At 70.4% G+C, this 13,064-nt stretch carries 8 protein-coding genes and 6 pseudogenes; 4 read left to right on the forward strand and 10 right to left on the reverse strand.

All coding sequences use genetic code 11. The annotated features are described in order from the left end of the window. Window position 1: 1 nt before the first annotated feature. The 6 genes and pseudogenes from nifJ to G7085_RS07740 all read right to left on the reverse strand — a co-directional run bounded on the left by nifJ (window position 2) and on the right by G7085_RS07740 (window position 7,387). A pseudogene (gene nifJ, locus G7085_RS07715) lies at window positions 2–3,635 on the reverse strand (pyruvate:ferredoxin (flavodoxin) oxidoreductase). Further along, window positions 3,560–5,195 (reverse strand): annotated as a pseudogene (locus G7085_RS07720) (NAD(P)-binding protein). Before G7085_RS07720 ends, nifJ begins: the two co-directional pseudogenes overlap by 76 nt. Window positions 5,196–5,388: 193 nt before the next feature. After that, window positions 5,389–5,747 (reverse strand): annotated as a pseudogene (gene trxA / locus G7085_RS07725) (thioredoxin). Between the two features lie 71 nt (window positions 5,748–5,818). Beyond that, the gene (locus G7085_RS07730; protein WP_197510521.1) at window positions 5,819–6,280 is read right to left on the reverse strand and encodes a hypothetical protein; all 462 of its coding nucleotides are present in this window, start codon (window positions 6,278–6,280) and stop codon (window positions 5,819–5,821) included. Next, the gene (locus G7085_RS07735; protein ID WP_197510522.1) at window positions 6,247–6,696 is read right to left on the reverse strand and encodes a methyltransferase domain-containing protein; all 450 of its coding nucleotides are present in this window, start codon (window positions 6,694–6,696) and stop codon (window positions 6,247–6,249) included. Before G7085_RS07735 ends, G7085_RS07730 begins: the two co-directional genes overlap by 34 nt. Before the next feature lie 4 nt (window positions 6,697–6,700). Next, window positions 6,701–7,387, reverse strand: coding sequence for a metal-dependent transcriptional regulator (locus tag G7085_RS07740; RefSeq protein ID WP_197510523.1), 687 nt, complete (start codon window positions 7,385–7,387; stop codon window positions 6,701–6,703). 246 nt (window positions 7,388–7,633) lie between these two features. Here G7085_RS07740 and G7085_RS29850 point away from each other — a divergent pair, with 246 nt between their 5' ends. Together G7085_RS29850 and G7085_RS07745 are read left to right on the forward strand one after the other, a co-directional pair. After that, entirely contained in the window at window positions 7,634–7,759 is a 126-nt protein-coding gene (locus G7085_RS29850) for an SRPBCC family protein (protein WP_269451806.1), read from the forward strand. A 10-nt stretch (window positions 7,760–7,769) separates the two neighbouring features. Beyond that, a complete protein-coding gene (locus tag G7085_RS07745) occupies window positions 7,770–8,015 on the forward strand; it encodes a hypothetical protein (RefSeq protein WP_197513056.1) in 246 nt (81 codons plus the stop codon). A gap of 32 nt (window positions 8,016–8,047) precedes the next feature. Here the strand turns inward: G7085_RS07745 and G7085_RS32310 are convergent. Continuing rightward, window positions 8,048–9,179, reverse strand: a pseudogene (locus tag G7085_RS32310) (N-acetylglucosamine-6-phosphate deacetylase); the annotation flags it as partial. A 114-nt stretch (window positions 9,180–9,293) separates the two neighbouring features. On the opposite strand from G7085_RS32310, the pseudogene serC reads away from it, so the two are divergent. Beyond that, a pseudogene (serC, locus tag G7085_RS07755) lies at window positions 9,294–10,390 on the forward strand (phosphoserine transaminase). A 34-nt stretch (window positions 10,391–10,424) separates the two neighbouring features. On the opposite strand, the gene G7085_RS07760 reads toward serC, so the two are convergent. Both G7085_RS07760 and G7085_RS07765 read right to left on the reverse strand, forming a co-directional pair. Further along, window positions 10,425–11,081 carry a hypothetical protein gene (locus G7085_RS07760; RefSeq protein ID WP_197510524.1) on the reverse strand — a complete coding sequence of 219 codons (657 nt, stop codon included), beginning with the start codon at window positions 11,079–11,081 and terminating at the stop codon, window positions 10,425–10,427. After that, a complete protein-coding gene (locus tag G7085_RS07765) occupies window positions 10,982–11,272 on the reverse strand; it encodes a hypothetical protein (protein ID WP_197510525.1) in 291 nt (96 codons plus the stop codon). Before G7085_RS07765 ends, G7085_RS07760 begins: the two co-directional genes overlap by 100 nt. A gap of 287 nt (window positions 11,273–11,559) precedes the next feature. On the opposite strand from G7085_RS07765, the gene G7085_RS07770 reads away from it, so the two are divergent. Then, entirely contained in the window at window positions 11,560–12,078 is a 519-nt protein-coding gene (locus G7085_RS07770) for a hypothetical protein (RefSeq protein ID WP_197510526.1), read from the forward strand. A gap of 159 nt (window positions 12,079–12,237) precedes the next feature. Here the strand turns inward: G7085_RS07770 and G7085_RS36240 are convergent. After that, window positions 12,238–13,022, reverse strand: a pseudogene (locus G7085_RS36240) (hypothetical protein). Window positions 13,023–13,064: the final 42 nt, after the last annotated feature.

The raw sequence follows: 13,064 nt of genomic DNA on the forward strand, positions 1-13,064 counted from the left end.
CTCAGTCCCTCCTGGGGTTGACGGCGAAGCGTTCGGCGCCGCGCACGGCGAGTTCCTCGTACTCCTCCCAGCGCCGGTCGACCTGCGCCTGCGCGAGCTCGGCCAGCCGGGCGGCCTCCTCCGGGTCGGCGGCCTTCAGCACCTTGTAGCGCAGCTCCGCCGAGCGGTACTTCTCCAGAGACATCCGCGGCCGCGGGAGTCGAGCAGGAACGGGTTGCCGCCCGCGTCGCGGATGATCGGGTTGTACCGCATCAGCGGCCAGTGGCCGGAGTTGACGGCCTTGTACTGCTGGTCGAGGCCCTTGCGGATGTCGTAGCCGTGCGCGATGCAGTGGCTGTAGGCGATGATCAGGCTCGGCCCGTCGTACGCCTCGGCCTCGCGGAACGCCTTCAGCGTCTGCTGCGGGTCGGCGCCCATCGCGACGCGCGCGACGTAGACCGAGCCGTAGGCCATCGCCTGCATGGCGAGGTCCTTCTTGTTGCTCAGCTTGCCGCCGGAGGCGAACTTCGCGACGGCGCCCAGCGGCGTCGACTTGGATGCCTGGCCGCCCGTGTTGGAGTACACCTCGGTGTCCAACACGAGGATGTTGACGTCACGGCCCGACGCGAGCACATGGTCGACACCCGACGAGCCGATGTCGTAGGCCCAGCCGTCGCCGCCGACGATCCACACGGATCGGCGCACCAGGGTGTCCGCGACGCTCTGCAGGTCGGCGATCAGCGGCCCGTCCAGCTCCGTGAGGCGCGACTTGAGCCGCTCCACCGCCTCCAACTGCTCGGCCAGCTCGGAGCCCTGCAGCTGCGCCGACCCGAGGATCGAATCGACGAGGGCGTCGTCGCCGATCTGGTCGCGCACCTGTTCGAGACGGACGCGGGCGAGGTCGCCGTGCAGGTCGGCGGCCAGCCGCATGCCGAGCCCGAACTCGGCGTTGTCCTCGAACAGCGAGTTCGACCATGCCGGCCCGCGGCCCTGCGCGTTCTTCGCCCACGGCGTCGTCGGCAGGTTGCCGCCGTAGATCGACGAGCAGCCGGTCGCGTTGGCGATCGTGGCGCGGTCGCCGAACAGCTGGCTGAGCAGCTTCAGGTACGGCGTCTCGCCGCAGCCGGAGCAGGCCCCGGAGAACTCGAACAGCGGCTCGAGGAACTGGGTGCCACGCACGGTTCCGAAGTCGACGCGCTTGCGGTCGTTCATGTCGATCGACTCGAAGAAGTCCACGGCCTGCCGGTCGGGCTCCCGCTCCAGCTTCGGCACCAGGTTGATCGCGCGACGCGACGGCTGGTCGATCGGCTTGACGGGGCACGCCTCCACGCAGAGGCCGCAACCGGTGCAGTCCTCGACGTAGACCTGCAGCGTGTAGCGGGTCGACGGGAGGCCGGCCGCGTTAAGCGGCGCGCTGAGGAAGCCGTCGGGGGCGCCGTCGAGCGCGGTATCCGGGTACGACTTGGCGCGCAGCACCGCGTGGGGGCAGACGAACGCGCAGTTGCCGCACTGGATGCAGCTCTCGGCATCCCATTCGGCGACGATCTCCGAGATGTTGCGCTTCTCGAACTTCGTGGTGCCGGACGGATAGGTGCCGTCGACCGGGAGCGCCGAGACGGGCAGGTCGTCGCCGCGGCCCTGCAGCATCGTCGCGGTGACGGTGCGCACGAACTCGGGCGCGTGGCCGGGCACCGGCGGGATGAAGCCGTGCTCCGACGTGGCCTCCCGGGTCGCTCAAGGTGGTGCAGGTCGGCGAGCGCGGAATCGACGGCGAGGTGGTTCTTGCGCACGACCTCCTCCGACTTGCGGGCATACGTCTTGGTGATCGCCTGCTTGATCTTCTCGATGGCCGCATCCCGCGGCATCACGCCCGAGATGGCGAAGAAGCACGTCTGCAGGATGGTGTTGGTGCGGCTGCCGAGGCCCGCCGCGCGCGCCACCCGGCCCGCGTCGATCGTGTAGACGTTGATGTCGAGATCGATGATCTTCTGCTGCATCTCCGCGGGCAGATGGTGCCAGGTGTCCTCGCCGTGGGGCGAGTTGATCAGCAGCGTGGTGCCCTTCCGGGCGAACTCGAGCACGTCGACGCGCTCCAGGATCGACCAGTGGTGGCAGCCGATGAACCCGGCCTGGCTCACCAGGTACGGGGCACGGATCGGGTTGGGCCCGAACCGCAGGTGCGACACCGTACGCGAACCCGACTTCTTCGAGTCGTAGACGAAGTAGCCCTGCGCGTACGTCTTCTCCTCGGAGCCGAGGATCTTGATGGTGTTCTTGTTCGCGCCGACGGTGCCGTCGGAGCCGAGGCCGTAGAACACGGCGCGCAGCGTCTCCGGGTCCTCGAGATCGAGGGTGGCGTCGTAGTCGAGCGACAGGTTGGTCACGTCGTCGGTGATGCCGACGGTGAACCGCGGCCGTGGCGCCTCGGCGTCGAGCTCGTCGAAGATGGCCTTGACCATGCCCGGCGTGAACTCCTTCGACGACAGGCCGTACCGGCCGCCGATGACCGTCGGGAGCGACCCGCGGCGGCCGCCGGCGACGGCCTCGGCCAGCACGCTGGTCACGTCGAGGAACATCGGCTCGCCCGAGGCTCCCGGTTCCTTCGTGCGGTCGAGGACGGCGACCCTGCGCGCCGTCGCGGGCAGCGCCTCGAGGAACGCGTCGCTCGGGAACGGGCGGTACAGGCGCACCTGGATGACGCCGACCTTGCCGCCCTCGGCGTTGAGCCGGTCGACCACGGGGATGATCGCCTCGATGCCCGAGCCCATCACGACGACGACGCGCTCGGCATCCTCGGCGCCGTGGTATTCCATCAGGTCGTAGTGGCGGCCGGTCAGCTCGCCGAACTTGGCCATCTCGTTCGCGATGACCTTGGGCGCCCACTCGTAGTAGAGGTTGGCCGTCTCGCGCGACTGGAAGTAGGTGTCGGGATTCTGCGCGGTGCCGCGGATGAACGGGTTGGCCGGGCTCAGCGCGCGGCCACGGTGTTCGAGCACCAGCTCGGTCGGGATGAGCTGACGCAGCTCGTCGTCGGTGAGCTTCTTCATGGTGTTCAGCTCGTGCGAGGTGCGGAAGCCGTCGAAGAAGTGCACGATCGGCAGGCGCGTGCGCAGCGTCACGGAGTGCGCGACGGCGGCCATGTCGTGGGCCTCCTGCACCGACGCCGAGCTCAGCAGGCAGACGCCGGTCTGGCGCACGGCCATCACGTCCTGGTGGTCCCCGAAGATCGAGAGGCCCTGCGTCGCGAGCGAGCGCGCGGCCACGTGGAACACGGTCGAGGTGAGCTCACCGGCGATCCGGTACATGTTGGGGATCATCAGAAGGAGGCCCTGCGACGCGGTGAACGTCGTGGAGAGCGCCCCGCCCTGCAGCGCGCCGTGCATCGCGCCGGCTGCGCCGCCCTCGGACTGCATCTCGATGACGGTGGGCACCTGGCCGAAGATGTTGGGGCGGCCGTGGGCGGCCCACTCGTCGGCCAGCTCGGCCATGGTCGAGCTGGGGGTGATCGGGTAGATCGAGCACAGCTCGCTCAACCGGTAGGCGACGTCGGCCGCAGCCTCGTTGCCGTCGATGATGGCCTTCATCGGTTGCCCTCCTGAATCATCTCGATGGCATGCACGGGGCACTGCTCGTAGCAGGTCGCGCAACCGGTGCATAGCTCGTAGTCGAACCGGTATCTGTTGCCCTTACCCAGCTTGATGACGGCGTCCTCGGGGCAGGCCCGAAGCAGCCGTCGCACTCGAAACAGTTCCCGCAGCTGAGGCAGCGGCGGGCCTCGAACTCGGCCTCGGCGTCCGTGAGTCCGGCGACGATCTCGCCGAAGCCCTCGATGCGGTCCTCGACGTCGGCCTCGGCCTGGGTGCGGCGGGCGTGGTCGCCGAAGTACCAGACGTTCATCTGGTCGAGGCTCACGATCGGATGCTTCGGGGTCTGGACCCATTCCTCGGTGTTGAGCCAGGCGTCGATCCGCTTGGCGGCCTTCTTGCCGTGGCCGACGCCGATGGTGACGGTGCGGTCGGACGGGACGGCGTCGCCGCCGGCGAAGATGCCGGGCACGGCGGTCATCAGCGAGTAGGGGTCGACGTCGACGACGTCGTCGTGGAAGCTCATGCCGGGGATCGCGTGCAGGAAGTCGGTGTCTGCGCGCTGCCCGAGGGCGAGGATGACGGTGTCGGCGGCCAGTTTCTCGTAGCGGCCGGTGCCGACGGCCTTGCCGTCCGCGTCGAGTTCCATGATCTCGACTGTGAGGTCGTCCTCATCCATCGAGGCGATGGTGCGCAGCCAGTTCATCTTGACGCCCTCGGTTTCGGCGCCCTCACGCTCCTCCTCGTGGGCGGGCATCTGCGCCTGGCTGCGGCGGTACACCACCACGGATTCCTCGGCGCCGAGGCGGCGGGCCACGCGGGCCGCGTCCATCGCGGTGTTGCCGCCGCCGTAGACGGCCACCTTCCGGCCGATGACGGGTCGCTCGCCGGATGCGACGTCGCGCAGGAAGCTGACGGCGTCGACCACGCGGGAGGCGTCGGCCGACGGGATGTCGACGCGCTTGGAGATGTGGGCACCGACGGCGACGAAGACGGCGTCGAAGTTGCCCTCGGCCTGCGTGGCGAGGAGGTCCTTGATGGGGGCGTTCTGGCGGAACACGACGCCCAGGGTGCGGAGGCGGTCGAGTTCGGCGTCCAGCACATCGCGCGGCAACCGGTACTCCGGGATGCCGTAGCGCATCATGCCGCCGGGCAGGTCTCCTGCATCGAAGATCTCGACGTGGTGGCCAAGGCGGGCGAGGTGGTAGGCGGCGGACAGCCCGGAGGGGCCGGCACCGACGACCATGACGCGACGGCCGGAGACGCGCTTCGGCTTCGGCACCTGCCAACCGTTGGTGATGGCGAGGTCGCCGAGGTAGCGCTCCACCGAGTGGATGGAGACGGCGTCGTCGAGGTCCTTGCGGTTGCAGGCGGTCTCACACGGGTGGTAGCAGACGCGGCCGTGGATGGCCGGAAAGGGGTTGTCGGTGACCAGTTGGCGCCAGGCGGCCTCGGCCTCGCCCGCCTTGATGAGGCGCAGCCACTCCTGGATGTTCTCCCGGCGGGGCACCCGGCGTTGCACGGCGGCAACATGTCGAGATAGATCGGCTTTCGTGAACGGACCGGGGCCACCCGGGCCTCGGTGCTGCTCAGGTCCGGCTGGACCGTCATATCCCGTCGTTCCGGCGCCATTGCCATCATCCTCCTCGGTTCTACTACAAAGCATCGTAGAACGTGGGGTGGGGAATGAGACAACCGGGTTGGACAAGCCCGGTGGATTGGCCTGCCTGCTTCGTCAGCCGGGCCCGGCCGCCACGGACCTGAAACGAGGCCCGACCCCGTCCGGGGCGGGCCTCGTCAGGATCGGCTCGGCGGGAGTGCCTTGTCAGGCCTGCTTCCTGGCCTCCGCCAGCGCGGCGTCGACGTCGAGATCCTTCACCTGCTCGATGAGGCTGTCGAGCTGCTTGCCGTTCAGCAGCCCGGCCTGGCGGAACACCAGCTGGCCCTTCTTGAAGGCCATGATCGTGGGGATCGACTGGATCTCGAGGGCCGCGGACAGGTCGCGGGCGTCCTCGGTGTCGACCTTGGCGAACACGACGTCCCCGTGACGCCCGGAGGCGTCCTCGTAGATCGGGGAGAAGCGCTTGCACGGCCGCACCAGTCGGCCCAGAAGTCGACGAGGACGATCTGGTTGTCTTCGACGGTGGTGGTGAAGTTCTCGGTGGTAAGGGCGGTGGTCGCCATGGGTGACCCCTTTCAGCGTTTGGTCCAATCAGGTTCAACGTTCAACCGTCGATCCGTATTCCCGATCCAGCCTAGGTGCCGGGGCGGCCGAAGCGAAGACCGGACGGTCTCCGTCCTCCTCCGGGCCGGCGGCGACACCTGCCGTGCCACACAGGTGGGGCGGAGCGACGTCGGTATCCGCGGAGAGCAGGCAGGTGCCCGGGTGGACTGCTACTTGATCGCGATGATCCGCCGCATCGGCAGCGGAACGCCGACGGGGCCGTCGACCATCCGGCTGCGGAGGAACTCCACCGCGGACGCCGCCCGCTCGGAGTCGACGGGGGCCCGCAACCCGGCCAGCAGCCGACGCGCGTCCTCCTCGTCGCCGACCTCGTAGTAGTACTTGGCCGCGCGTCCTCGGCCTTGGTGAGCCCGACCGCGGCGAGCGCCTCCCTTGCCCTGAACTCGGTGGTGCCCGGCAGGTGCGGCGGCACGCGCAGGTAGCTGGCGAGCCGGGAGATCAGCCGGATGTCGTCGAGGTTGGCGGGACGCATCGACGGCGTGAGCGCGGCGAAGATCCCTCCCGGGCGCAGCACCCGGGCGGCCTCGGACAGGAAGCGGGGCGGTCGGCCACCACACCGATGCCGAGCGACGTGACGACGGCGTCGAACGAGTTGTCCGCGAAGGGCAGGTAGGACGCGTGGCCGAGCACCAGCGGCCCGCGGCCACGGTCCTTTGCCGCGGCCAGTTCCGACTCGGAGCGGTCGACCCCGATGACGGTGCGCCCTCCCGCCCGAGCCGCTCGATCATCGCGCCCGCCCGCAGGCCAGATCGAGCACGAGGTTCGCCGACGACGAGACGGCGCGCGCGAGCCACTCATAGGGGTGCGGGTTCCGCCGTAGGAGCGGGAGAGCACCTCTTCCATGGCGCCGGGCTGACGGCTGCCGAACCACCTCAGCGTGCGGTCCACGGCCCTATCCCGCGTCCACGAACAGCAGTTCGGCCGCGAACGGGCTGAGGTCGACGACCTGGTCGCCCACGAACAGGGCGATGCCGTCGGCGCGCCGGGCCGCCTCGAACATGGTGCCGGGCCGCAGCCCTGCGGCCGCGATGGCGGCCAGCACCTCGGCGTCGGCCTGGATGTTCTCACTCATCCGGCGCAGCTTGAAGCTGCGCACGTCGGTGGCGACCACGTCGGCCAGCGGTTCCGCATCGTGCCGGAACGGCTCGTGCTGGGTCATGACGCCCAGCTCGCGGAGGCCGGGGATCGGGTTGCCGTACGGGGAGAAGGTGGGCTGGTCGAGGATCTCGACGAGGCGTTTCTCCACGTCGAGGGAGATGACGTGCTCCCAGCGGCAGGCCTCGTCGTGGACCTTGTCCCATTCGAGACCGATCACCTCGGTGAGCAGGCACTCGGCGAGGCGGTGCTTGCGCATGACGTCACGGGCGAGCTTTGCGCCCGCCGGCGTGAGCTTGATGGTGCGGTCGGGCTCGACCACGAGCAGAGCGTCGCGCTCCATCCTGGCCACGGTCTGGGACACGGTCGGCCCGGACTGGTGGAGACGCTCGGCGATCCGGGCACGCAGCGGTTGGACGCCCTCCTCCAGCAACTCGTACACCGTCCGGAGGTACATCTCTGTCGTGTCAATCAGATCGCCCATCACCAGCCCTTTCCGTGACCATCCTAGTGTTGCGCACCAGGGCCGCGTTGATCGTCGGCGGTGTACCCGTGGATGCATCGCACGGCCGACGACCCGAGCCGGACCGGGACGTTCGTCGTGGCCGGACAACGCCGCGAGGCACCTCGTGACGCACCGCGGCTCCCGCACGCAGACGCTCTGAGCGGTGTCACGGTTGACCCGCCCGTGCACAACACGTCGTAGGGTGGCGAGATGGACAGCAGGCACGTGAGCATCGTGATCGGCAGGGGCGCCGGCGAGGTCTACGAGTACATGGCGGATGTGGACAACCTGCCCGCTGGGCCGCCGGGCTCGCGGACAGCCCCGTCGCCCGCGACGGCGACGCCCTGCTGATCGACTCCCCATGGGCGCGATCCGCGTCGTGTTCGTCGGCCGCAACCCGTACGGGGTGCTCGACCACGACGTCGAGCTGCCGACCGGCGAGGTGGTCTACAACCCGCTGCGGGTGGTGCCGCACCCTGAGGGCGCCGAGGTGATCTTCACCGTGCGGCGTCTGGGGATGAGCGACGAGCAGTTCGAGCGGGACGTCGCGGCCGTGGCGGCCGACCTGCGTAGGCTCCGCGAGGTGCTCGAAGCGGGCCGCGGCTGAGCCGGGACCGGCTCAGCCAGCGCTGGGGCAACCACCCATGCGCCGCGACGGATGACCCGCGCAGCGTGCCCTCGTCGTCGACAAGGCAGACATCGGCGAGGCGGCCGGGCGTCAGCTCGCCCACCTCGGTCAGCCCGTGGAACCCCGCGGGCGTGGTGGCGGCCATCAGCGCGGCGTCGGCGATGCTGACGCCGACCTGCTGCACCACGAACTCGAACGCCCTGGCCATCGTCAGCGTGGAACCGGCGATGGAGCCCTGCGAGCCGTCGGACGTGACGAGGCGGGCCGTGCCGTCCTCGACGTCGACCTCCAGCTCACCGAGCACGTAGCGGCCGTCGCCGTGCCCGGTCGCGCTCATCGCGTCGGTGACGAGCGCCACGCGGCCGGGCCCGGCCGACTCGATCGACATCGCGGCGATGACGGGGCGTGGTGCACGCCGTCACAGATCAGCTCGACCATCACGCGCTCGTCGACCAGCAGCACCGGGACGGGCCGGGCTCGCGGTGGTGGATGGAGCGCATGGCGCTGAACAGGTGTGTGGCGATGGTGGCGCCCCACCCGATCTGCTGGGCGGTGACGACCTCGTCGGCGTTGGAGTGACCGAACGCGACCTTGACGCCCGCCTCGACGAAACGGCGGGTCGCGGCCTCGCCGAACTGCCGCTCCGGCGCCAGCGTGATCATCTTCAACGCGGGGCCGCCGGCCGCGATCAGCCGCTCGACCGACTCGGCGTCGGGGTCACGCAGCAGCGCCAGGTCGTGGGCGCCCTTCTTCTCGGGCGCCAGGAACGGGCCCTCGAGGTGGATGCCGCCGATCTCGCCCGCCTCCTGCAGGCCCGCAGCACGGTGAGCTGCGCCTCGAGCTTCTCGATCGGCTCGGTGACGGTGGAGGCGAAGATCGTGGTGGTGCCCTGGCTCAGGTGGTAGGCGATGGCCCGCCGGTTGGCCTCCACGTCGGGGTCGCCGAAGGCCACGCCGACGGCGCCGTGGCAGTGGCTGTCGACGAAGCCGGGAACGGCCCAGAGCCCGCCCGTAGGTCCGGCCTCGGCGCCGGGGGCCGCGGGAGCGACCGAGACGATCCTGTCGCCGTCGATCGTGATGACGGCGTCGTCGACGACGCCTCCGGGGTGACGGCGTGGGCGACATGCAGCTGGGTGACGGACATGCCTCCACGGTAGCCTCCTCCGTCCCGCTCCCGCCGCCCGTGGTGAACCCGACTGCGCGTTTCATGGGCACCCGCGCCGCAGGCCCCGCGGCGCACCGGTCGTAGGATGAGGCCGTGCAGATCCAGATTCCCCACGAGCTCCTGCCCGCAGACGGCCGCTTCGGCTCAGGCCCGGCCAAGGTGCGCGCAGAGGCCCTCGACTACCTCGCCATGCGCTCCGACATCATGGGCACCTCCCACCGCCAGGCGCCGGTCCGCGACCTGGTGCGCGTCGTCCAGGAGAGCCTCGCCGAGCTCTACCGGATCCCCGACGGCTACGAGGTCGTCCTCGGCAACGGCGGATCGACCCTGTTCTGGGACCTTGCCGTCTCCTCCCTGATCGGGAAGCGCTCCGCGCACGGCGTGTTCGGCGAGTTCTCCCGCAAGTTCGCCAAGGCCGCGGAACGCGCTCCCCACCTCGCGGCACCCGCCGTGTCGGAGGCCGCTCCCGGCTCGGTGGCCGTGCCCTCCGCGACTGACGCCGACACCTACGCCTGGGCGCAGAACGAAACGTCGACCGGCGCCGCGGCCCCGATCTCCCGGGTCGGTGACGGGCTGGTCCTGATCGACGCCACCTCGTCGGCCGGCGGCATGGACGCCCCGATCGCGGAGACGGACGTCTACTATTTCGCTCCGCAGAAGAACTTCTCCTCCGACGGCGGCCTATGGCTGGCCTTCGCGTCGCCGGCCGCGATCGAGCGGGCCGAGCGGATCAGGGAGTCGGGCCGCTGGATCCCGGAGATCCTCGACTTCTCCCTCGCGGTGAAGAACTCCCGCCAGCACCAGACGCTGAACACGCCGTCGCTGGCGACGCTGCTGCTGCTCGAGGACCAGCTCGGCTGGATGCTCGAGCTCGGCGGCATCTCAGCGGTCGCCGAGCGCTGCACCGCCTCCACGTCGACGCTCTACCGCTGGGCCGAGGCCCGCAGCTTCGCATCGCCATTCGTGGCCGACCCCGCGCACCGCTCCCCGTCGTCGCGACGATCGACCTGGACGAGGCGGTCGACGCGAAGGCCGTGATCGGGGTGCTGCGCGACAACGGCATCGTCGACGTCGATCCGTACCGCGCGCTGCAGCGCAACCAGCTGCGGGTGGGCTGCTACGCCTCGGTCGACCCGGCCGACGTGGAGGCGCTGACGGCGTGCCTCGACCACGTGATCGAACGCTTGTAGCGGTTCCCGGCCGACCGGCCGGGCCGGTGGCCCGTCAGCGCTTGACGAAATAGGTGACGGCGCCAGCCGCGACCGCGAGCAGCCCGGCCAGCGCGATCGCCACGATCGTGCCCGTCCGGGCGGGCGCGATCAGCGTGCCGTCGTCCGTGTCGTCGGGGCCGCGCTCGCCGAGGGCGCCGGGGTGGCCGCCGCGGTGGGCGACGCCGAACCGGAAGGGCGGCGGAGGGGCGGGTGTCACGGTCGTGGTGGTGTCGGAGGTGGGGACGTCCGCGGTGCGGATCGTCGGCGCCCCGCCGACATAGATCTCGTCGTCCTGGCCCACCGCGATCGACTCGCCCTTCGGCGCCCCGACGATGGTGTCGGTGAACCGGGTCTCCCAGGTGAATGCGTCGACGTAGTCGATGCCGGCGGCGGTGCGCAGCGCCATCGTGGCGCCGTCGGTGAGGAAGACGCCGTCGGTGACCCCCTTGGGCGCGTCAGCGACGCGGGTGAGCGTGTTCATCTGCTGGCGCGACGGCTGGGCGGGCGCCCGGTAGACGCCCGGATCGTCGCCGGTGGTCACGATGTAGATGTTGCCGCGACCCGAGATCATCATGGCCTTGGCGTCGCGCGGCCCGTCCTCGTACTCGAAGTCGTAGGCGAAGTAGGTGGAGCGGCCACCCTCCGGGGCGCCGAGGCGGAAGACGACCACGTGGTCACGTTCCGCGTCCTTGTCACCGATGTCACCGACCCAGAGCCGCCCTCGCTCCAGGCGAGGGCCTGCACCGAGACGGGGTCGCCACCGAAGGACCATTCCTTGCCGCTGTCGGCCTCCACGAACCGGCCGGAATCGGCCCGCGGCCCGGCGAGCCACAGCTCGGAGGAGCCGGGCTGGAAGGCCATGCCGACGACCGGGGTCGCGGCCTCGGGGGCGTGATCTCCTTGGCGGCAGCAGGCAGCGCCACGGCGCCGATGCCGAGGGCGAGGGCGGCGGCGGTCACGAGGCCGCGGGGAAGATTGCTCATCGGGAACCGATCATAGCCGGGCCGTCATGCGGCACCGTCCAGGGCGCCCAGGACGGCGCTGAGGACGGCAAGGAGCACCAGCGCCACCAGGACGCCGGTCACGATCACGCGGCGGGTTCTCGGATTCATCGTGGTCGATGGTACGCCAGCGCTACGGTGGGGCACATGTTGAGGCTCGTGGTCTTCGCCATCGGGATCGACGACGTGCGCGACATCTTCGGCGCCGAGCCCGGGCTCGCCTCCCGGTTACGTCAGGTTGCGGCGGACCGCTTCGGCGGTGGCCCGCCCCCAGCCGAAGCGGCGCTGGTTCAAGCCGATGCTGCGCGACGACCCGACACCGAGGTGCGCACAGACCGGCCGCTGCGCACCGACGTCGACACGCTCCTCTCGGGCGGTTACGTGGCCCCGACCGGCTCCCTACTGCTGGCAGGTCCTGACGGCGTGGCTGGAGGAACTGTCCGCCGCCACGTGCAGGTGCCGTGGGATGCCGACGCGTTCGACGCTGTCGAGTGGGACCTGGCGAGGGCCGGCCTGAACAGCGACTATTCCCTGCGCCGGCTCGCCGACCGCGACCTCGGGCCCCGCTGCGGCTGCTGCCCGGCCACCAGGCGGGCTACGCGAAGGCCGTCCACGTGGCCGAGACCCTCGACGCGCTGCGGGAAGCCATCGCCGACGAGGAGATGACACCTGGGACGGCGGCCTTCGTGGCCCGATACTCGACGTGCTGACCGTTGCCGTGGAGCGGCGCCTGGACGTGGTCGTCCTCAGCACCGCCTGACACTCAGGGGAAACGGAGGAGGCCGGGTGGGCTCCCTGCCACCCGGCCCGCCACGCACAATCAGGTCAGCCGATCACGACCACCAGGTCGCCACCCTCCAGCTGCGTGGTGCCGCTCAGCACGACGCGCTGCACGGTGCCGGCGACCGGGCGTTGATCGCCGCCTCCATCTTCATGGCCTCGATCGTGGCCACCTGGTCGCCGACGGCGATCGCGTCCCCAACCGCGACGGTGGGCGTCACGGCCCGGAGAACGGGCGGCCACGTGGCCCTTGTTGGACGGGTCGGCCTTCTCGGCGGCCGCCACCTCCGACATGATCGACAGGTCCCGCACCCGCACCGGGCGGAGTTGCCCGTTCAGTGTGCACATGACGGTGCGCTTTCCGCGCTTGTCCGGCTCGGAGATCGAGGCCACACCGGTGAGCAGCGTGACGCCGCGGTCGATCGTGATCGCGTACTCATTGCCCGGCCGCATGCCGTACAGGTACGGGATCGTGGGAAGCACGGAGATGTCACCGAAGTCGTCGCGCAACTGCTGGAACTCGCGTGTCGGGCCCGGGAACAGCAGCCGGTTGAGCGTCTCCTGCCGGGTGCGACCGGGTTCGGCGAGCAGCGCGAGGTCCTCGTCAGCCACCTCGGTGACGCGCACCGGGGTGCGACGGCCTTCCATGGCCCTGCTGCGGAACGGCTCCGGCCAGCCGCCTGCCGGACGCCGAGCTCGCCGTTCAGGAAGCCGATCACCGAATCGGGGATGTCGAAGCGCTGCGGGTCGGCCTCGAACTCGGCCGGGTCGGCACCCACCGCCACGAGGTGCAGCGCGAGGTCGCCCACCACCTTCGACGACGGCGTCACCTTCGTGGGCGGCCGAGGATCTTGTCCGCGGCCTCGTACATG

It is taken from the genome of Tessaracoccus coleopterorum (genome assembly GCF_011174705.1).
Classification (GTDB): Bacteria; Actinomycetota; Actinomycetes; order Propionibacteriales; family Propionibacteriaceae; genus Arachnia; species Arachnia coleopterorum.